The following is a 20,691-nucleotide window of genomic DNA, read 5'->3' as shown; positions in this document are numbered from 1 at the left end:
CGTTTGCTTGAATGCGCGCGCGCACAGGAATATAGTGAAATCCCTTTCGCTAAGGAGTCTCCTATGCGAAAACTCATGGCCGCTATCATAGCGGGCCTGATAGGGCTGACCGCGTTGTCCGTGTCGACCACGGCCCTCGCATGCGGTGATAAAAGCTATCAGTCTTCGGCCGATGGCAAATGATCCCGCCGCCCGAAGGCGCCGAGCGCGCACAAAAAAGGCCTTCATCCGACGATGAAGGCCTTTTACTTTCTGGCCGTGTTTCAACGGGTTTTTCGCGTGGACGAGCGTTCTGCTTCGCGTGCCACGCGACCCGTTACTTCGTTTTGGGCTGCGTGACGAAGCCGATCTTCGTCAGTCCGCCAGCCTGCGCGGCAGACATAAACTGAGCGACCTTCTCGTAGGGCACCTTGCGGTCCGCATCGAGATGCAGTTCCGGCTGCGGGCTCGCCTGCGCGGCCGCGGCGATCTTCGCGGCGAGCGCCGCGTCGTCGACCTTGGTGCTATCCCACAGAACGTTGCCGTCCGCGTCGATCGACACCGTCACCTGCGCGGGCTTCGTGTCTTCCTTCTGACTGCTCGCATGCGGCAGATCGATCTTGACCGCGTGACGGATCACCGGAATCGTCACCATGAAGACGATCAGCAGAACCAGCATCACGTCGACGAGCGGCGTCATGTTGATCTCGTTCATCAGGCCGTCGTCATCGTCTCCGGCGAAAGGGCTCATTGCCATTGGAGTGCCTCGTCGATCAGTTGGCGCGGGTCGCGAGACGCAGGCCGTCGCCGCGCTTGGTCGACGACAGACGGGCACCCGTTACGAAGAACGCATGCAGGCCGTGCGCGAAGCGGCTCAGCTTCGCGACGATCGCCTTGTTGGCGCGCGTCAGCGCGTTGTAGCCGAGCACCGCCGGAATCGCGACGAACAGACCGAAGGCGGTCATGATCAGCGCTTCGCCGACCGGGCCGGCCACCTGGTCGATCGACGACTGGCCGCTCGCGCCGATCGCGAGCAGCGCGTGATAGATGCCCCACACGGTGCCGAACAGGCCGACGAACGGCGCGGTGCTGCCGATCGACGCGAGAATCGCGAGACCGCTTTGCATGCGCGCGACGCTTTCGTCCATCGTGTCTTTCAGGCAGCGCGTGATCCAGTCCGACACGTCCATGCGGTCGTGCAGATGCGGCTGCGTCTGGTGATGATGATCGGCCGCTTCCTGGCCCGACAGCGCGAGCGCGAGGAACGGGTTGTCATGCGGCGTCGAAGTGCCGCCGCCGAGCTTCTTCACGCCGTCGGCGAGGTCGTCCGAATGCCAGAACGCCTGCTCGGCGTTCTTCGTCAGGCGCTTCAGGCGCACCACATTCCAGCCCTTGACGACGATCACGCTCCACGACATCACCGACATGATCAACAGTGCGAGCGCGATACCGCGCGTCACGAAATCCCCTTGCGCCCACACGTGCGCCAATCCGTAGTTTTGCATCGCAATTCCTTGTTTTTGAAAGCTTGCTTCAGTCGGTCAGATTGAAGTTGAAAGGCTGCGTGTACGCGGCTCTGACGGGCTCGCCGTTCTCGAGATACGGTTTGCAGGCGCTCGCGCGCACGGCGGCGACGGCCGCGTCGTCGAGACGGCTAAAGCCGCTGCTCTTCTTCAACTCGATGCTTTCGAGCTTGCCGGTCAGGCCGACCACGAAATGGACGTACGCCGTGCCGGCCTCGCCGCGGCGCCGCGACAGCGCAGGGTAGTCCGGATGTGCGATGTTGCAATCGAGATGCGACACGTTCTTTGGCGCACTGATGTCCATCGTCTGTTTGCCGATCGCGGGCGCTGCCGCGGCGGGCGGCGTCGCCGGTGCGGCAGGCGCGGGTGGTGTCGGATCGGGCGCCGCGACGGGCGTCGGCGACGGCGCAGCGGCCTCGGGCAACGGAGTCGGAGTGGGAGTCGGCTTTGGCGTCGGGGCCGGCTTCGGCTGGACTTTCGGCTTCGTATGGACGGGCGGCGTCGGCTGAGGCGGCGGTGCGATCGATTGCAGCGCGGCCGGTGCGGCGATCGGTGCTGGCGGCAGCAGCTCCGCGGTCATCACGTGCGATTCGAGCGCGACCTGCACGGGCTCGTGACGCAGCGTCATGATCACGGCGAGCAGCGCGACGTGTACCGCGGCGACCACGGCGGTGGCCGTCAGCGCGCGGGAATTCGGGCGGGTGGACGACACGAGCGGGGCGCCTGCGGTAACGGGGTGCGGAGCCTGCATGGTCAGTGTGGCAGCGCACCGTTCGGGCGGCGCGGCGGACAGGACATCGTCATGTTCGGAAAATCAGCAGCGAAATGAACAAAGTAGTCACGAAACCAATCAGCAATTCCATCTCGAACTCCTTTCGAAGGGGAGAGCGCGGGGTTAGCTGGCTGGTACGAATACTGGCTTGCTGACGGCAGTGGGATAACGCGGTACGGCGGACTGTACTGCGGTTTTGTTGCAGACATGCGGCACTGTCAATGTCGCATTAAGCGTTACATTAAATGTGCATCAAGTATAGGGGCTTTCGGACACTGACACGGCTTGCACCGCGTCCCGCTAGCTAATTCAGGCTGCCTTGCGCTCGTAGAACGTGACCTGCACGACCTCGGCGATGCTCTGCACTTGCTGATGACGCTCGACCACACCGCAACGACTCGCGCACACGCCGCTTTGCAGCATCACGTCGCGCACGGATTCCTCGCATTTGCCGCAGCACGAGGCGACGCCAAGTTCAAACTGCAACTCGTCGAACGAGTCGATGCCGTCCGCGATCGAGGAGCGGATGGTGCGGTCGGAAACGGATTTGCAAACACAGACGATCATGGCAGGCGTCATAGCTAACGTTAATGCGAATTATTATCATTTTGTTTGGTTCGTTTGACAAGCGTCGTCTGCGATTTTTTGTAACAAAACCAGCCTCTAATGGATTTCGTCCGAAGGACGGGCAGCGGGTGAGCGAGATCCGGGTCTAGGCGGCGCGGGAATCCGATGCGGCTGTGCGGCGGGAGGGTATCAACACGTGCTCGACCGCAGCCTCGATCCGCAGCAGTGTGGCGGCCAATTGCTGCTGATGGATGCCGTCGTCGGTGGAGTAGAAGCGTGGTAGCGGCGTGCTTGCAGCCGGCGTGGCGGCGCGCAGGCCGTGCTGCTCGAGCACGCGTTCGAGTTGGCGAGCGATCGCCACACTCGTGTCGATCAGCGCGAGCCGCTCACCGACGATGTCGCGGATCGCCGCGTCGAGAAACGGGTAATGGGTGCAACCGAGCACCAGCGTGTCGGCGCCGGCGTCGAGCATCGGTTGCAGGTAGCTACGCAGCAGTGCGCGCAGCTCGGCCGAGCCGACGTCGCAGCGCTCGACCGCCTGCACGAGCCCGTGCCCGGGCTGGCAGAGAAAGCGGCAATCGGCGGCGTAGCGTTCGAGCAGTCCCTGGAAGCGGGCGCTGCGCAGCGTCGCCTGAGTTGCCAACACGCCAGCGACGCGGCTCCTGGATTGCAGTGCGGCGGGCTTGACGCCCGGTTCGACGCCGACTAGCGGAATCGGCAGCTTTTCGCGCACCAGCGCGATCGACTGCGCGGTCGCCGTATTGCACGCGACCACGAGCGCCTTCGCGCCTCGTGCGGCGAGCCATTCGCCGATCGCTAGCGTGCGGTCGGTGATGAAGTCGTCATCGCGCTCGCCATAAGGCGCGTACAGCGAATCGGCGACATACAGCAGCGCCTCCTCAGGCAGTTGCGCGCGCACCGCGCGCAGCACCGACAGTCCGCCGAGCCCCGAATCGAAAATACCGATCGGCGCCTGCGACGCGGCGCCAGCGGCAACACTGCGGACAGTCGGGGACGGCGCGGGGACGGGCATAGTGAAGAAAACGAGCGTGACGTGGTGGTCGAAGAAACAGGCGGAGCCAGGGGCAAAGCGCGAGCAAGCGCGCAAGTATATCGCCCACGCGGTACGGGCCGGGCGCGAATGCGTGCCCGGCAGGCATTCGCGCCGCTACCTCGCGGGATGCTTCAAGGTGCCTCGCTCAGGACTCGACCGAGCCCATCGCGCTTTGCTGGTAGTTCTGGATACCGACCTTGTCGATCAGATCGAGCTGGGTTTCCAGCCAGTCGATGTGCTCTTCCGTATCGTCGAGAATCTTCGTGAAGATTTCGCGCGAGATGAAATCGCGCACCGATTCGCAGTAGGCAATCGCCTCCTTGCAGGTGCTTTGCGAAATCTGTTCGAGCTTCAGATCGCATTCGAGGATCTCTTTGGTTTCCTCACCGATCAGCAGCTTGTGCAGGTCCTGCAGATTTGGCAGACCGTCGAGCATGAAGATCCGTTCGATCAGCATGTCGGCATGCTTCATTTCGCCGATCGACTCGTCGTACTCGTGCTTGCCGAGCTTATCGAGGCCCCAGTGACCGTACATCCGCGCATGCAGGAAGTACTGGTTGATCGCGGTCAGCTCGTTCTTCAGCTGCGCGTTCAGATATTCGATGACCTTCTTGTCGCCTTGCATGTTATTTCCTTTTTCGGGGACCTTGAATTTCCAACAACAATAAACGCCATGCCCCAAAAAGCCAAGAATCCGACACAAGTTTTGGCGGCGTTTGCGGCCTCGTGCGTGCGGCGCCTTGCGCATGCGTGATGCGGGGCAAAAAAAAGCCGGGACCGCAGCCCCGGCTTTTCGACCGATCCGAGTGGCGCTAATTGCGACTCATCAAGCCGTGGCGACCGGAATCTTGCCGATCTTGGCCTGCCATTCCTTCGGGCCGGTCTGGTGCACGGAGGTGCCGTTCGAATCGACGGCGACCGTGACCGGCATGTCTTGCACGTCGAACTCGTAGATCGCTTCCATACCGAGGTCTTCGAACGCGAGCACCTTCGCGCTGCGGATCGCCTTCGACACGAGGTACGCGGCGCCGCCGACGGCCATCAGATACGCGGCCTTGTGCTTCTTGATCGCCTCGATCGCGACCGGGCCGCGCTCGGCCTTGCCGATCATCGAAATGAGGCCCGTTTGCGCGAGCATCGTCTCGGTGAACTTGTCCATCCGCGTCGCGGTGGTCGGGCCTGCCGGGCCGACCGCTTCGTCACGTACCGGATCGACCGGGCCGACGTAGTAGATCACGCGGTTGGTGAAATCGACCGGCAGCTTCTCGCCCTTCGCGAGCATGTCGGCGATGCGCTTGTGCGCGGCGTCGCGGCCCGTCAACATCTTGCCCGACAGCAGCAGCGTCTGGCCCGGCTTCCAGCCGGCCACTTCTTCCGGCGTCAGCGTGTTCAGATCGACGCGTTTGCTGGTTTCCGTGTTCGGTTCCCAGTGCACCTTCGGCCATGCGTCGAGCGACGGCGCTTCGAGCCTGGCGACGCCCGAACCGTCGAGCGTGAAGTGCGCGTGGCGGGTCGCCGCGCAGTTCGGGATGATCGCGATCGGCTTGGACGCGGCGTGCGTCGGCGCGGCCATGATCTTCACGTCGAGCACCGTGGACAGGCCACCGAGACCCTGCGCGCCAATACCGAGCGCGTTGACCTTCTCGTGCAGCTCGACGCGCAGCTCTTCGATCCAGTCCTTCGGGCCGCGTGCGATCACGTCCTGGATGTCGATCGGGTCCATCAGCGATTCCTTGGCCATCACCATCGCTTTCTCAGCGGTGCCGCCGATGCCGATGCCGAGCATGCCCGGCGGGCACCAGCCGGCGCCCATCGTCGGCACGGTCTTCAGAATCCAGTCGACGATCGAGTCCGACGGGTTCAGCATCGCGAACTTCGACTTGTTCTCCGAGCCGCCGCCCTTGGCCGCGACCTGCACGTCGACGGTGTTACCCGGCACGATCTCGTAGTGGATCACGGCCGGCGTGTTGTCCTTGGTGTTCTTGCGCGCGCCTTCGGGCGGGCTCACGATCGATGCGCGCAGCACGTTGTCCGGGTTCAGGTAACCGCGGCGCACGCCTTCGTTGATCATGTCGGTGACGCTCATCGTGGCGCCGTCCCAGCGCACGTCCATGCCGACCTTCACGAACACCGTGACGATGCCGGTGTCCTGGCAAATCGGGCGCTTGCCTTCGGCGCACAGGCGGCTGTTGGTCAGGATCTGCGCGATCGCGTCCTTCGCTGCCGGGCTCTGTTCGAGCTCGTATGCGCGGCCGAGCGCTTCGATGTAGTCGAGCGGATGGTAGTAGCTGATGTACTGCAGCGAATCAGCGATGCTCTGGATCAGATCTTCCTGTTTGATGACGGTCATGGCTAGCTCAGTGGGGAGGCGCTTGTTTTCGGATCGCAGCGCGTGCGGTCAGTCTTGCGCCTTCAGGGGAGTGGAAACCTTGATGCCGCCCACGGCGTGCAATGCCGCGGGCTCTTCGAAATGCTTGGGATGCGTGTGCGTGGTGAGGCGGTCGACGAGCGCCATCACGAGCGCGGATACGAGGAACGTGACGTGGATGATCACTTGCCACATGATCGTGTGCGTCGTGTTCTGGTCGGGGCTGATGAAGGTCTTCAGCAGATGGATCGACGAGATGCTGATCAGCGCCATCGACAGCTTCACTTTCAGCACGCCGGCGTTCACATGATCGAGCCATTCCGGTTCGTCCGGATGGCCGTCGAGGCCGAGGCGCGACACGAACGTTTCATACCCGCCGATGATCACCATGATCAGCAGGTTCGAGATCATCACCACGTCGATCAGGCCCAGCACGACGAGCATGATGCTGGTTTCGTCGAGCTTCATCGCGTCGGACACCAGATGCCAGACTTCCTTCAGGAACAGCACGACGTAGACTGCCTGCGCGACGATCAGCCCGAGATACAGCGGCACCTGCAGCCAACGGCTCATGAATACGAGGTGGGGCAGCGCGCGCATAGGGCGGCGCGGACGGGCGGAGGCGGGTCGCGAAGCGGACATAGGCAACGGTCAGATGAAGCGGGGGTGACGGAACACGGGCCAGGCGCCGACGGCGGTGCGGGGCGCGGCCATCGGAGGATCGCGAGACTCGCGTCGGGCGCCGTATTGTACAGCGTCGGTCGAATCTGCTGCTCTGCGGCGGGCAGCCCGCCCGCCACACCCGAACTACGATGCGACCGGCGGCACGCTGCGCGCCTTCAGGCTCGCGAGACCGATACCGGCGACCACGCAGGCGAGCGCGATGCCGTGCGCGAGCGTGGGCCGCTCGCCGAGGAACACGATGCCGTAGAGCGCCGCGGCGACCGGCAGCACCGCGCTGAACACGCCGGCGAGACTGCCGGACACGTGGCGGATGCCTTTCATCCACAGCCAGAACGAGAAGATGCTGGCCGACAGCCCGTACCACAGCACCAGCATCCAGACGTTCGATGGCACCGCGCGATAGTCGAAATGCGCGAGCGCGCCGGCGCCGAGCGGCAGCATCAGCAACAGGCCGAACAGATGCGTGTACGCGCAGATGTCGATCGGCGCGAGCGTTTGCGTGAGGCGGCGCGACAGGATGATGTACAGCGATTCGCAGCACACCGCGCCGAGCACCATGAAGTTGCCCGCGAGCGAGCCGGTGCCGGCCGTCGCATCCGCGCCCGCCTCGCCGTGCGCGACATTGATGACGACGACGCCGACGATCGCCAGCACGATCGATGCGAGCGCGCGGCCATCCGGCCGCTCCTTGAGGATCAGCCACGACAGCAGCGCGACGACCGCCGGAATCGTGCTCGTGATCACGCCGGCCGCGACCGCGCTGGTGCGCGCGACGCCGTTGAGCATCAGCAGCGTGAAGCCGAAGGTGCCGAATAGCGCTTGCAAAAACAGGTTGATCCATTCGTCGCGTTTGACGCGGCGCAGTTTGGTCACGCGCAGGAGCGGCCATAGCACGGCCATCGCGATGACGAAACGCAGCAGCGCGAACAGCGGGACGGGAACGAAGGCGACGATCGATTTACCGATTCCGACATTGCTGCCCACCAGCAGCATCGAGGTAATGAGAAGCAGGGCGTAGCGATTCAAGCTGGAATCCGGACGGCTAGTTCAGTTAGCATTGTAAGAGGCCGTGCGACCGGGCGTAAGAGTGCGACAGCGGGCGACCGGACGGCGCATCGGGTTCGCATCAGCGGCATGCGATGTGCTGCGGGTGAACATGGAACGCTCGCTAGAACGGGCGATCTTTTCCGCGCGCATCTCGTCTGATCAACGCTCAAGCACGTCGGTGGCTCGCCCGATCTAAGGGTTTTCGCTTGCAGATCAACACGATGTGCGTAAGTGGCCGGTAAGTTGCGGCGCTTATGGTTGAGCCTTGACGCGGGTTGATCGAGCAGGGTGCCCGCAAGCACGGATGTTGCAATGCCGCACGCGCGCGCGTTCGACGGCATTGCGAGGTGGGAGACAGCGCCGCTCGTGGCGGCTCGAACAGGATAGGACCCGCGCGCGATGCGCGCCGGTACAGGTTTTCCGTTTTTCATCTTCACCAAGGGGTTGTCGATGTCTGCGATTGAATCGGTTCTTCAGGAACGCCGCGTTTTTCCGCCCTCCGCCGACACGGCGAAGGGTGCCACGATCTCCGGCATGGACGCGTACCGGGCGCTTGCCGCCGAAGCGGAGCGCGACTACGAAGGCTTTTGGGGGCGTCTTGCGAAGGAGACGCTAAGTTGGCACAAGCCATTTACGAAGGTGCTGGACGAATCGAAGGCGCCGTTCTATACGTGGTTCGAAGACGGCCAGCTGAACGCGTCGTATAACAGCATCGACCGTCACGTCGAGGCCGGCAACGGCGGGCGCGTCGCGATCGTGTTCGAAGCCGACGACGGCACCGTCACCAACGTCACCTATCAGGATCTGCTGCAACGCGTATCGCGCTTCGCGAATGCGCTGAAAAAACGTGGCGTGAAGAAGGGCGACCCGGTCGTCATCTATATGCCGATGTCGATCGAGGCCGTCGTTGCGATGCAGGCATGCGCGCGTATCGGTGCGACCCACTCGGTCGTGTTCGGCGGCTTCTCGTCGAAGTCGCTCAACGAGCGGCTCGTCGACGTCGGCGCGGTCGCGCTGATCACGTCCGACGAACAGATGCGCGGCGGCAAGGCCTTGCCGCTGAAGAGCATCGCCGACGAAGCGCTCGCGCTCGGCGGCTGCGAGAAGGTCAAGAGCGTGATCGTGTACCAGCGCACCGGCGGCAAGGTCGCCTGGGACGCGGCACGCGACCTGTGGATGCACGAACTCACGCAGGGTGAGTCGGACCAATGCGCGCCCGAATGGGTCGACGCCGAGCATCCGCTCTTCATCCTCTATACGTCGGGCTCGACCGGCAAGCCGAAGGGCGTGCAGCACAGCACCGGCGGCTATCTGCTGTGGGCCGCGCAAACGCTGAAGTGGACCTTCGACTGGCGGCCCTCGGATGTGTTCTGGTGTACCGCCGACATCGGCTGGATCACCGGGCATAGCTACATCACGTACGGGCCGTTGACGCTCGGCGGCACCCAGGTCATGTTCGAAGGCGTGCCGACCTATCCGGACGCCGGGCGCTTCTGGCAGATGATCGCCAAGCACAAGGTCACGCTGTTCTATACGGCGCCGACTGCGATCCGCTCGCTGATCAAGGCCTCCGAGGCCGACGCGAAAGTGCATCCGAAGAGCTACGACCTGTCGACGTTGCGCATCATCGGCACGGTCGGCGAGCCGATCAATCCTGAAGCGTGGGTGTGGTACTACGAGAACGTCGGCGGCAGCCGTTGTCCGGTCGTCGATACGTGGTGGCAGACCGAAACCGGCGGTCACATGATCGCGCCGATGCCGGGCGCGACGCCGCTCGTGCCGGGTTCGTGCACGCTGCCCCTGCCGGGCATCATGGCCGCGGTCGTCGACGAAACGGGCCAGGACGTGCCGAACGGCCAGGGCGGCATTCTGGTGGTCAAGCGTCCGTGGCCGGCAATGCTGCGCAACGTGTGGGGCGATCCGGACCGCTACAAGAAGAGCTACTTTCCCGAGGAGCTCGGCGGCAAGCTCTATCTCGCCGGCGACGGCGCGGTGCGCGACAAGGAAACCGGCTACTTCACGATCATGGGCCGCATCGACGACGTGCTGAACGTGTCGGGCCATCGTCTCGGCACGATGGAGATCGAGTCGGCGCTGGTCGCCAATCCGCTCGTCGCGGAAGCAGCCGTGGTGGGCCGCCCCGATGCGACGACCGGTGAGGCGGTATGCGCGTTCGTCGTGCTGAAGCGTGCGCGTCCGCAAGGCGAAGAGGCTGTCAAGCTCGCGAACGAACTGCGCAACTGGGTCGGCAAGGAGATCGGTCCGATCGCGAAACCGAAGGACATCCGCTTCGGCGAGAACCTGCCGAAGACGCGTTCGGGCAAGATCATGCGTCGTCTGTTGCGCTCGCTCGCGAAGGGCGAGGAGATCACGCAGGACGTGTCGACGCTGGAAAACCCGGCGATTCTCGACCAGCTCGGCGAGTCGATTTAAAGCGTTGTCAGCGGGTCTGCGCGGACGGCGGCGGTGTGTCGATCGACACACTTGCCGGTGTATCGAGCAGACCCGTGAATCGAGCGGACAGCCTGCATCACGGCATTGCGCGGACAATCCCAATTGCCTCGCCGTTGCCTTTTTGATACATAGGCGCATGGCCGCGCCGCACCTATCCTCCCATGCCACGTTGAACCCCCCGCCTGAACCGCCTCCGGTCTCGGCGGCGATGGCGCTCGCGCATCGCAAATACTGGCGTTTCAACCTCGCGCTGATCGCGGTGCTGATGACGCTCGGCTTCTTCGTTTCCTTCGTCGTGCCGTTGCTGGCGCCCGCGCTCGCGCCGGTGCGCGTCGGCGGCTTCAGCCTGCCGTTCTACTTTGGCGCGCAGGGCGCGATCCTGATCTACCTTGCGTTGATCGTCGTCTATATCGTGCTGATGCAGCGCGCCGATCGTAGGTTGCAGCGCGCGTTCGAAGCGGATTCGCAGCGCGATGCCGCAAGCGGTCCCGCCGCGGATTCCACCAGCGGCGCGAACGATGAAGTCAACGTCGGCACGGATGCGCCGGCCGCGCGCGGACGCTGAGCCGATGAAGCTCACGCATCGGCTGATCCGCTCGTACGCGCTCTACACGCTCGGCTTTCTGCTGTTCGTCTATGTGATGTGGCGCATCGAGCGCAGCACCGGTCCCGGTGTGTGGATCGGCTATGTGTTCCTGTTCGTGCCGATCGCGGTGTATGCGGTGATAGGCGTGCTGTCGCGCACGTCCGATCTGGTCGAATACTACGTGGCGGGACGGCGCGTGCCGTCGGCGTTCAATGGCATGGCGACCGCGGCCGACTGGCTGTCGGCCGCGTCGTTCATCGGCCTGGCGGGCTCGATCTACGCGACCGGCTACGATGGCCTCGCGTACGTGATGGGTTGGACCGGCGGCTATTGTCTCGTTGCGTTCCTGCTCGCGCCGTATGTGCGCAAGCTGGCGCGCTACACGATTCCCGACTTTCTCGGCACGCGCTATTCGAGCAACGCGGTGCGCGGCCTCGCGGCGCTCGCCGCGATCCTGTGCTCGTTCGTTTATCTGGTCGCGCAGATCCAGGGTGTCGGGCTGATCGCGACGCGCTTTATCGGCGTCGATTTCGCGGTCGGCATTTTCTGCGGGCTCGCGGGCATTCTGGTGTGCTCGTTTCTGGGCGGCATGCGCGCCGTTACGTGGACTCAGGTTGCGCAGTACATCATCCTGATCCTCGCGATGCTGATACCGGTGTCGATGATCGCGCATAAGGACGGCCTCGGCTGGGTGCCGCAATTCAGCTATGGGCGCCTGATGGAGCGCATGGAAGCGCTCGAGAAGCAGGTGCGCGACGCGCCGCTCGAGGAGCGCGTGCGCGACGACTATCGACGCCGTGCCGCGCTGATGCAGATGCGGCTCGATACGCTGCCGCAATCGTTCATCGACGAGAAGCAGCGGCTCACGCAGGAGGTCGGCGATCTGCGGCGCCATAACGGTCCGTTGCGCGAGATCAAGGAACGCGAGCGCGCGCTCGAACAGTTTCCGCGCGATGCGGCCGCCGCGCAGATCGTCTGGAGCCAGAAGCGCGACGACATGCTGATGCGGGCGACCGCCCCGGTGCCGATGCACGAACCGTTTCCTGCTGTCGGCGATGAAGACCGGAGCACGCATGCGCGTAACTTTCTGTCGCTGCTGCTGTGTCTGTCGCTTGGCACGGCGAGCCTGCCGCATATCCTGACGCGCTATAACACGACCACTTCGGTGGGGTCGGCGCGCCGCTCGGTGGGCTGGACGCTCTTTTTCGTCGCGCTGTTCTATCTGACCGTGCCGGTGCTCGCGGTGCTGATCAAGTACGAGATTCTGTCGAATCTGGTCGGCCATCATTTTGCCGATCTGCCGCAGTGGCTGATGCAATGGCGCAAGGTCGAACCGAGCCTGATCAGCCTCGCCGATACGAACGGCGACGGCATCGTGCGCTGGGGCGAGATCCAGATGCAGCCCGATATGGTCGTGCTCGCGGCGCCCGAGATCGCGGGGCTGCCGTACGTGATGTCGGGCTTGATCGCGGCGGGGGCGCTGGCGGCGGCGCTATCGACCGCGGATGGTCTGCTGCTGACGATCGCTAATGCGTTGTCGCACGACGTGTACTACCACATGGTCGATCCGAACGCGTCGAGCCAGCGGCGGGTGACGATCTCGAAGATTCTGCTGCTGGGTGTCGCGCTGTTCGCTTCGTATGTGGCGTCGCTGAATACGGGGAATATTCTGTTTCTGGTCGGGGCGGCGTTTTCGCTGGCTGCGTCGAGTCTGTTTCCGGCGCTCGTGCTGGGCGTGTTCTGGAAGCGCACGACGCGCCTCGGCGCAGTGGCGGGGATGGTGGCGGGGCTCGTCGTGTGCATCTACTACATCGTGTCGACGTATCCGTTCTTCACGCAGATGACGGGTTTCACGGGTGCGCGCTGGTTCGGCATCGAGCCGATCAGCTCGGGCGTGTTCGGCGTGCCGGCGGGGTTTCTCGTGGCGATCGGGGTGAGTTTGATCGATCGCAAAGCGGACGCTTATACGATCGCGCTGGTCGACTATATCCGGCATCCGTAGGCTGTTTACTTGCGGCGCTGGCGGGGGTGTGGCGCAAGGCGCGAAGTTTGCTATAATTCGGCTCCCCGCCGGAGAGATGGATGAGCGGTTTAAGTCGCACGCCTGGAAAGCGTGTATAGGTTAATAGCCTATCGGGGGTTCGAATCCCCCTCTCTCCGCCAGGACTCGCTCCGCGAGATTCCGACTGATTCCGAAAAACACCCCCAAAGCCTTGAAACATCAAGGTTTTGGGGGTGTTTTTCTTCTTGCCGATTCCAGCTCAGACCAACACAATCAACCCATCAAGTAGGGGTGAGAGTGGGGGTGAGAAATGGCGACATCTCAATCTCGGCAACTTCATCGACTATCGGCGCTGCGCGTCGGCAAACTGGTCGATCCGGGCTATTACCCGGACGGCGGAGGCCTTTACTTTCAGATTTCCGCCTCGGGCTCGCGCTCGTGGATCTTCCAGTTCAAGCTCTCCGGCCGCTCGCGCGAGATGGGCCTCGGGCCGATCGCGACGGTCTCGCTGTCCCAGGCCCGCGCCGAGGCGGCGCGCTGCCGGGCGCTCCTGAAGGACAAGATCGATCCGATCGAGGCGCGCAACGAGGCGCAGCGCAAGGCGGCTGTCGAAGGTTCACGGCAATTCCGCATCGCCGCGGCGGAATATATCGAAAACAATCGCCGCAGTTGGAAGAACATCAAGCATGCTAAGCAGTGGACCAGCACGCTCGCGACGTATGCCCATCCGATAATCGGTGATAGGGATGTGAAAGACATCGACACGGCGATGATCGTCCGAATCCTGCAGCCGATCTGGGCAGACAAGCGTGAGACCGCGAGCCGTGTGCGCGGTCGCATCGAGACGATTCTTGACGCCGAGAAGCTGCTTGGCTATCGACAGGGCGAGAACCCGGCGCGTTGGTGCGGCCACCTGGACAAGGTGCTGGCGAAGCGCAAGCGCGCAGCCGTGCAGCATCATCCGGCTATGCCGTGGGCCGACATCCCGGAATTCATAACGAAGCTTGAGGCAAGGAAGAGGAGGGCGCGCGCTCTGCAATCATGCTGCATCTGCTGATCCTGGCTGCCGCCCGAACGAACGAGGTACAGTTCGCCGCGCTGGAGGAGTTCAATCTGAAGACCAGGATATGGACGATTCCGGGTGAGCGCATGAAGATGGGTATCCCGCATCGCGTGCCGCTGTGTGACAAGGCGTGCGGGCTCGTCGAGAAGGCGCTGAAAATGGCGAAGTGGGGCTACTTGTTCCCCGGGAATAAGAAAGGCAAGCCGCTATCGAACATGGCGATGCTGGAACTGCTTGCAGGAATGGGCTACACCGAGTTCACAGTTCATGGCTTCCGATCAACGTTTCAGGACTGGGCAGAGGAATACGGCGAATATCCGGACGTTCTGGTCGACAAGGCACTCGCGCACCAAACGAAAAACAAGTCGCGCGCCGCGTATCAGCGGGGCGATATGGTCGAGCGGCGTCGCAAGATGATGGAGCACTGGTCGCTATACTGCGCCGGGCAATCGGCAGTCGTGCTGCCAATTGCTTCGGGGCAGGTTTCGATTGTTGCCTGACAGCAGGTCAACTAGGTCCAAGCTCAATCGCGTATAAGGTCACGACAGAATTCAAGTTTTGATGTGCATCAGTGCCGATTGAGTTCCCTGATGGTGGGGCGTCCCATCAATGTGGCGACGCATTCTTCCGCGGCAGGAACTCAGTCATACGGATAGATTCGCACAAGGCAGAGTTTCAGTCGGAGGTTAAAAGGCAGCTATCGTCCATCAAGGACGATGGCATCACCGCGCCGAAAGACCGAAATCGGTGTCGAAGCGAGCATTCGTATTCGCGCACATGTGGCATGTTGTCCAGCTTCGGCTGGAAGAGGTCGCTCGATTTCCGCACCTATCCTGCCATCACTCAATTTTCATGTCGTTTTTGGTCCCGAGTGTGACTTCGGTGCGCGGACTGTGCAGCCATGCACAGCAGAAATGCGCTTCCGTGTAACTGCCGTTGATTTTGCATTCAAAGGTCGTGGTGCAATGGAGCGGGCGAGTTGAGCATTATTTAAGACTGCTGTGCGTTCCAGGTGTGTTGCACGGAGAAAGCTCGTCGGCAACCAGTTGACGTCCAACGTGTTCGACGGTGCCACCTGGCGCAAGGCAGATGGCATGCACGTTCGATCTGTGTCGTATAGCAGTGAACATCCTTACGGGTTGAGCGACCGTACGCGAAGACGGTATGGCGATCGCGAGGAAAGACGGGTGGCGCGTCGCGTTCGTCCTTCGGTCACTTCAAATGCGGTGCGGTTTTCTTTCGACATGAATCGATGGGCACACGGTATTCGCAGCCGTTGATGCTCGTGTCCATGAGCGACGCACGCGTGTAATTCCATGTGCATCGACGTGACACCGGATTAGGCAGAAAAAATATTTTTCGTTCCGTCAAATTCCTCTGTATTCCGATGGGTTCAACCTATGCCGGAAATCGCCAGTAGCGGGCCGGATACCGAAAATCTGTAGAGGTGTGACATGGCAACGCAAAATCCCCCCTCTACATGGTCGGCGGCAGCAAGGGTGGCATCGGTAAGATGCATTGTGACGCTGGCGCTGGTTGATCACCTGCGACGGACTGATGTCAACGTCGTGCTGTTGGAGACGGACACGTCCAATCCGGATGTCATGAAGGCTGTTCACGGACGCGCTGATGGCACAGGTTCGTGATGCGCTGGCACGCGGCAAGGCGGGTTGGACGCGACGAGAGAGAACGTTTGAATTCGCGGAAGGTATGGCAGGCACGTTCGCGGGACCCGTTTGCGGCGAGCCGCGTAAATTGGGTCTCAGCAACGTCGTAGTGTGGAAGTCAGTGGAGCATCGTGACGGGCGTTGAAGACAGGCGCCATAGCTTTGCAAGCACTGCCCATCTGTGAAAAAAACCAAGATGGCTAGCATCAAGCACCACGATATCGGCATGATCTTTAGCCGCGTACTTTGCGATCGTTCGCTCCGGCGGCCCGAAGACACGCTTCCAGGTGTAGGGTACGCCGGCCTCGTCAAGGATCGCGCGCGTTTGCATCAGTGCGTCTTTTGACCGCTCCTTCTCGAGTTTATGCAGCGCGGACCGCGAATGAAATGCTGCCACGCGACCTTGTGTCAGGTCCTCGAGGACTTCGATCACTTCCACCTCCGACACGCATTTTTCGGAGAAGAGGAACGCTCCGTGGCGCGCAGCTTCGAGAGCGCCCTTGTCGTCCAGCACTGGAATGAGCAACTTCAGCACATCGATCCTCCTGTCCGCACACATCGGCCCGTGTCATCTTCAATTGAAGCACGGCCCGCGTCACGATGACGTAAAAGCACAAAACCGATGCATAAAAACTGCGTCAAATTCGGATCGTTATCCGGATTCCGCCAGGAGGCCCATGCTGTTGCCCACGCGACGGCTGCTGTCTACCTGACGCCGACAAGCCGATATCCGACGCCTGTCTCAGTCACGATGTGCTCGGGCTGTGCCGGATCGCGCTCGAGCTTCTGCCGCAGGTGACCCATATAGATCCGCAGATAATGTGCGTTTTCTGCATGAGAGGGTCCCCAGACCTCCTGCAGAAGCTGGTGATGCGTCATCACGCAGCCGGCGTGACGCAAGAGCGCAACGAGCAGCCTGTACTCGAGCGGCGTCAGATGGACAGCTTCGCAGTCGCACTGTACCGATCTCGCTGCAAGATCGACAGTGATCGACCCGAAGGACACCTTGGCCGACTCAGCGATCACGAAGCGATTCTGCCTGCGTAGCAGCGCGCGGATCCGAGCTACCAATTCGGCAATGCTGAACGGCTTCGTCAGATAATCGTCCGCGCCGGCGTTGAGCGCCGTGACCTTCTCTTCATCGCGGGTACGCCCTGACAGGACGACGATTGGCACGTCGGACCATCCGCGCAGTTGCCGGATCACGTCGAGACCGTCGATATCCGGAAGTCCGAGATTGACAATCACGAGATCCGGCCTTGCGCTCGCAGTCATGGCAATGCCTTCCTGTCCTGTGTTGACATCGAGGACGCGCATCGCCTCTTCCTGCAGCGACATCCGCACGTACCGGCAAATGTGCCTGTCGTCCTCGATCAGCACAACCGTAACGAACGGATCGCTCATGACGCCTGAGTGCGATTCATGGCATCGCCGGGCGCGTCTTTCGACCGCTCCTGTGACGTGTCTTCGCTGAGCACATCGGCGTCCCCGATTTCTGCTGGCGGCGTCTCGTCAGCCGGCAACATGAACCAGAAACAGGCGCCGAGCACGCTTCCGTTCGGATCGGTGCGGTTTGCTGCGCCAATTTTTCCTCCATGCGCCTCGACGATCGCGCGGCAAATCGCAAGACCCAGCCCTATACCGGGCAACGCCGATTCCTTTTCACCGCGGGTGAACTTGTCGAATACGCGAGACTCCATGCCGGGGGACAGCCCCGGTCCGCTGTCTTCCACATTGACTCTCACATAGCGACGGCCATTCTCCTCGACGGCGGCTGCAGTGATGGCGATGGGTGACCCGGCCGGTGTGTACTTCGCGGCATTGTCGAGCAGGTTGGCGAGGAGTCGTTCCATCAGCACGGCATCGAGCTGGGCCAGCGGCACATCGGACGGCACATGTGTAGATACCTTGCGCCCGGAGAGCGGACGGCGCGAAGCTGCCAGCGCGGCGCCGATCAATTCTTCGAGCGACGACCATTGGCGGTTCAAGCGCATGCTGCCTTCCTGCAAACGGACCATGTCGAGCAGGTTGGTCACAATGGCCGTCATCCGCATCGCCTCGTCATAGATTGCCTCGCCGAGCTCATTGGAAGCCCGCTGCCCGGCCTTCTCGACGTGGCCCGGTTCTGCCAGCAAAGAGGCGAAGCCCACGATCGCGGTCAACGGCGTACGCAAATCATGCGAGATCGCGGACAGCAGTGAATTGCGCAGACGTTCTGACTCCATGCTGATCAGCGCGTCCTGCGCGATCTCGACATAATGAACACGCTCGAGTGCGAGTGCGATCTGGGCCGCAAACGTATCGAGCATGCGGCGCTGTTCTGGTGCTGCAAACTCTCCCATGCCTGCAGACAGCAGTGCGAGGACGCCGCGTGTACGCATCGGCGCGCGCAGCGGCAGGTAGAGTGCCGCTGCTGCCGGCAAAGTCTCTGTTCCGTGGCCGGCTGGTTTTTGCTGGTCATAAACCCACTGCGCGATATCACAATCGAGATCGCCACCGGTCAGCGTGACAGCCGGGTCCGGATTTTCGACCTTCTGCCGCACCTTTTCGGCGCTGTCAGGCAGCAGGATCGCGACGCGCGCCTGAAAAACCTCGGCAACATGGCGCGTGCCGATCTCCAGGATCAGGGCGGTGGTGAGCGCTGCGCCAAGCTCGCGCGTCATCGCGAACATCGCGTCGGTCCGGCGCTCGCGTATTGTTGCGACATGAGCCTGTCGCCTCAGACTGGACGTCAGGTGGCTGATCGTCAGCGATGTCAGAAGCATCACCGCGAACGTCAACAGATACTGTGTGTCCGATACGGAAAACGAAAGCCGGGGTGGCACGAAAAAGAAGTCGAACGCGGCCACGCCAAGAAACGAAAGCAGCACACCTGGTCCACGGCCCAGGCGTACTGCCGTAAAGATCGTGCCAAGCAGGTACAGCATGACGAGATTCGCCAGCGCGATCCTGTCCACCAACATAGTGGCGAGAGCAGTAATCGCCGCGCAGATCGCCACCGCATATCCATAGGAAATCAACGGGAACCCGCGTTGATCCTCAGCCGGTGCAACAAAGCTGCCTGCCGCGCCGCGAGGGGCGGCGGATTCACGCACTGCGCCTGAATTGATCAGCGAGATATCAATGTCCCCGGCGGCGCGGATCAGACGCTCGGTAGTGGACTGTCCCAGCCATCCGCGCCATCCGCGCAACACGGCTGCGCCCACGACGAGCTTCGACACATTGCGCATGCGCGCATAGGCAATCAGCGTCTGTGCGACATGCTCACCCTGCAACGTGACGGTTTCCGCGCCCAGATCAGATGCAAGCTTGAGCGCGTCGAGCGTACGTCCGCGTATTGCGTCGGGGAGCCGCTGAAGCTTCGGCGTCTCGACATAGACTGCCAGCCAGTCAGCCCTCAGGTTCGATGCCAGGCGAGCCGCCGCACGAACGAGATTGCTGCTGTCGGGACCGGCACCGACGCACACGATGATGCGCTCGCGCGCCTGCCAGATACGCTCGATCGACTGATCTGCACGATACTCGCGCATCTGTGCATCGACACGGTCCGCGGTGCGACGCAACGCGAGTTCGCGCAGGGCGATCAGGTTGCCCTTGCGGAAGAAGTTGCGAACGGCATGCTCCGCCTGCTGCGGCATATAGACCTTGCCATCACGCATGCGGTCGAGCAGTTCCTCTGGCGGCAGGTCGACCAGCGTCACTTCGTCGGCGAGATCGAACACGCGGTCGGGTACGGTTTCCCACACGCGGATGCCGGTGATCTGCCCGACCACGTCGTTCAGGCTTTCGAGGTGCTGGACGTTGACGGTCGTGTAGACGTCGATGCCGGCGTCGAGCAGTTCATGCACATCCTGCCAGCGCTTCAGATGCCGGCTGCCCAGTACATTCGAATGCGCCAGCTCGTCTACGAGAATCAGCTGCGGCTTGCGCGCGAGTGCTGCGTCGAGATCGAACTCGGCAAGCAGCCGCCCTCGATATTCGATCCGCGCGGGCGCAATGACCTCCAGCCCCTCGATCAGTGCGAGCGTTTCCTTGCGTCCATGTGTTTCGACGATTCCGACGACGACATCGACGCCTTCCTCCTTGCGGTATTTGGCGGCCTGCAACATCGCAAACGTCTTGCCCACTCCGGCCGATGCGCCAAAGAACACCTTGAGCCGGCCACGCTGGCTTTTTTCTTCATCGCGCTGGATGCGGTCCAGCAGTTCGTCGGGATCAGGCCGGTTCATCGCACCCCCTGCGGGTTATCCCGTCATCATGTCGTCGAGGCTCATACGTTTGCTATATGCCGTGCGCTATCTGCCTGGGGAAAATCAATGCATCGGCTTGAGTTGATCGAGCGCGAGGTTGAGTTTCAGCACGTTCACGCGACGCTCGCCCAATACGCCAAGTTGCCGCCCCGACGTGTTCTGCGTGATCAGCTCGTTGATCTGCTGCTCGGGCAGCCCGCGCGCCTTTGCAACGCGAGCCGCCTGATACGCAGCAGCAGCCGGTGAAATATCCGGATCAAGACCGCTGCCCGATGACGTGACCAGATCGACAGGCACAGGCGTTGTGTTGGACGGATCGGCGTCGTGAAGCGCTGAGAGCCGCCCCTTCACTTCATCGGCGAGCGCCGGGTTGGTGGCACTGAGGTTCGAGCCACCCGAGTTTTGCGCGTTGTACGGGTTCGGTGTCGTGGCCGACAGCCGACCCCAGAAGTAATACGGCGCATCGAACTGCTGGCCGATGATTTCCGAGCCGACGGCCTTGCCGTCTTTCTCGATGAAGCTGCCGCTTGCCTGATGCGGAAACAGCACGTGGCCGACCGCTGTTACGACAAGCGGATAGACGATGCCCGTGATCACCGTCAGGAACACAAAGAGGACCAGCACGGGGCGCAATGAATTCTTCATGGTCGTGTACTCGAGCGTTCTTGCCATTCA

The 20,691-nt window shown here is 62.3% G+C and carries 18 protein-coding genes, 1 tRNA gene and 1 pseudogene; 7 read left to right on the top strand and 13 right to left on the bottom strand.

What is annotated here, in order from left to right; all coding sequences use genetic code 11:
• Nucleotides 1-316: 316 nt before the first annotated feature.
• From G5S42_RS24175 to G5S42_RS24135, 9 genes are all read right to left on the bottom strand, one after another.
• Nucleotides 317-736 carry an ExbD/TolR family protein gene (locus G5S42_RS24175; protein WP_176109077.1) on the bottom strand — a complete coding sequence of 140 codons (420 nt, stop codon included), beginning with the start codon at nucleotides 734-736 and terminating at the stop codon, nucleotides 317-319.
• Between the two features lie 16 nt (nucleotides 737-752).
• Nucleotides 753-1,484 carry a MotA/TolQ/ExbB proton channel family protein gene (locus G5S42_RS24170; protein WP_176109076.1) on the bottom strand — a complete coding sequence of 244 codons (732 nt, stop codon included), beginning with the start codon at nucleotides 1,482-1,484 and terminating at the stop codon, nucleotides 753-755.
• A 28-nt stretch (nucleotides 1,485-1,512) separates the two neighbouring features.
• A complete protein-coding gene (locus G5S42_RS24165) occupies nucleotides 1,513-2,253 on the bottom strand; it encodes an energy transducer TonB (RefSeq protein WP_176109075.1) in 741 nt (246 codons plus the stop codon).
• A gap of 330 nt (nucleotides 2,254-2,583) precedes the next feature.
• Nucleotides 2,584-2,841 carry a (2Fe-2S)-binding protein gene (locus G5S42_RS24160; protein WP_176109074.1) on the bottom strand — a complete coding sequence of 86 codons (258 nt, stop codon included), beginning with the start codon at nucleotides 2,839-2,841 and terminating at the stop codon, nucleotides 2,584-2,586.
• Between the two features lie 145 nt (nucleotides 2,842-2,986).
• Nucleotides 2,987-3,874 carry a glutamate racemase gene (gene murI, locus G5S42_RS24155; RefSeq protein WP_176109073.1) on the bottom strand — a complete coding sequence of 296 codons (888 nt, stop codon included), beginning with the start codon at nucleotides 3,872-3,874 and terminating at the stop codon, nucleotides 2,987-2,989.
• Between the two features lie 166 nt (nucleotides 3,875-4,040).
• On the bottom strand, nucleotides 4,041-4,520 hold the full coding sequence (gene bfr / locus G5S42_RS24150; protein WP_176109072.1) for a bacterioferritin: 480 nt from the start codon (nucleotides 4,518-4,520) through the stop codon (nucleotides 4,041-4,043).
• A gap of 201 nt (nucleotides 4,521-4,721) precedes the next feature.
• Nucleotides 4,722-6,245, bottom strand: coding sequence for a fumarate hydratase (locus G5S42_RS24145; protein ID WP_176109071.1), 1,524 nt, complete (start codon nucleotides 6,243-6,245; stop codon nucleotides 4,722-4,724).
• Nucleotides 6,246-6,293: 48 nt separating this feature from the next.
• Nucleotides 6,294-6,863 (bottom strand): TIGR00645 family protein, encoded by a 570-nt coding sequence (locus G5S42_RS24140; RefSeq protein ID WP_217709947.1) that lies wholly within the window; start codon nucleotides 6,861-6,863, stop codon nucleotides 6,294-6,296.
• 207 nt (nucleotides 6,864-7,070) lie between these two features.
• A complete protein-coding gene (locus G5S42_RS24135; protein WP_176109069.1) occupies nucleotides 7,071-7,973 on the bottom strand; it encodes a DMT family transporter in 903 nt (300 codons plus the stop codon).
• A gap of 471 nt (nucleotides 7,974-8,444) precedes the next feature.
• Between G5S42_RS24135 and acs the strand changes: the two genes are divergently transcribed.
• The 7 genes and pseudogenes from acs to G5S42_RS44440 all read left to right on the top strand — a co-directional run.
• Nucleotides 8,445-10,427 (top strand): acetate--CoA ligase, encoded by a 1,983-nt coding sequence (acs, locus tag G5S42_RS24130; protein WP_176109068.1) that lies wholly within the window; start codon nucleotides 8,445-8,447, stop codon nucleotides 10,425-10,427.
• Nucleotides 10,428-10,584: 157 nt separating this feature from the next.
• On the top strand, nucleotides 10,585-11,013 hold the full coding sequence (locus tag G5S42_RS24125) for a DUF4212 domain-containing protein (protein WP_176109067.1): 429 nt from the start codon (nucleotides 10,585-10,587) through the stop codon (nucleotides 11,011-11,013).
• Nucleotides 11,014-11,017: 4 nt separating this feature from the next.
• Nucleotides 11,018-13,036, top strand: a complete 2,019-nt coding sequence (locus tag G5S42_RS24120) for a sodium:solute symporter family protein (RefSeq protein WP_176110619.1) — start codon at nucleotides 11,018-11,020, stop codon at nucleotides 13,034-13,036.
• A 70-nt stretch (nucleotides 13,037-13,106) separates the two neighbouring features.
• Nucleotides 13,107-13,197, top strand: a tRNA-Ser gene (locus G5S42_RS24115).
• A gap of 149 nt (nucleotides 13,198-13,346) precedes the next feature.
• Nucleotides 13,347-14,093 (top strand): tyrosine-type recombinase/integrase, encoded by a 747-nt coding sequence (locus G5S42_RS44450; RefSeq protein ID WP_246392066.1) that lies wholly within the window; start codon nucleotides 13,347-13,349, stop codon nucleotides 14,091-14,093.
• On the top strand, nucleotides 14,078-14,599 hold the full coding sequence (locus G5S42_RS44445) for a tyrosine-type recombinase/integrase (protein WP_246392065.1): 522 nt from the start codon (nucleotides 14,078-14,080) through the stop codon (nucleotides 14,597-14,599). Before G5S42_RS44450 ends, G5S42_RS44445 begins: the two co-directional genes overlap by 16 nt.
• Before the next feature lie 980 nt (nucleotides 14,600-15,579).
• A pseudogene (locus tag G5S42_RS44440) lies at nucleotides 15,580-15,730 on the top strand (protein mobD); the annotation flags it as partial.
• Between the two features lie 154 nt (nucleotides 15,731-15,884).
• On the opposite strand, the gene G5S42_RS24105 reads toward G5S42_RS44440, so the two are convergent.
• The 4 genes from G5S42_RS24105 to kdpC all read right to left on the bottom strand — a co-directional run bounded on the left by G5S42_RS24105 (nucleotide 15,885) and on the right by kdpC (nucleotide 20,661).
• Entirely contained in the window at nucleotides 15,885-16,301 is a 417-nt protein-coding gene (locus G5S42_RS24105) for a universal stress protein (protein ID WP_176109066.1), read from the bottom strand.
• 170 nt (nucleotides 16,302-16,471) lie between these two features.
• Nucleotides 16,472-17,170, bottom strand: a complete 699-nt coding sequence (locus G5S42_RS24100; protein ID WP_176109065.1) for a response regulator — start codon at nucleotides 17,168-17,170, stop codon at nucleotides 16,472-16,474.
• Nucleotides 17,167-19,995 (bottom strand): DUF4118 domain-containing protein, encoded by a 2,829-nt coding sequence (locus tag G5S42_RS24095; protein WP_176109064.1) that lies wholly within the window; start codon nucleotides 19,993-19,995, stop codon nucleotides 17,167-17,169. Before G5S42_RS24095 ends, G5S42_RS24100 begins: the two co-directional genes overlap by 4 nt.
• 84 nt (nucleotides 19,996-20,079) lie before the next feature.
• A complete protein-coding gene (kdpC, locus tag G5S42_RS24090; protein ID WP_176109063.1) occupies nucleotides 20,080-20,661 on the bottom strand; it encodes a potassium-transporting ATPase subunit KdpC in 582 nt (193 codons plus the stop codon).
• Nucleotides 20,662-20,691: the final 30 nt, after the last annotated feature.

It is taken from the genome of Paraburkholderia youngii (assembly GCF_013366925.1).
Classification (GTDB): domain Bacteria; phylum Pseudomonadota; class Gammaproteobacteria; order Burkholderiales; family Burkholderiaceae; genus Paraburkholderia; species Paraburkholderia youngii.
This window is presented reverse-complemented; position numbering and strand designations above follow the sequence as displayed.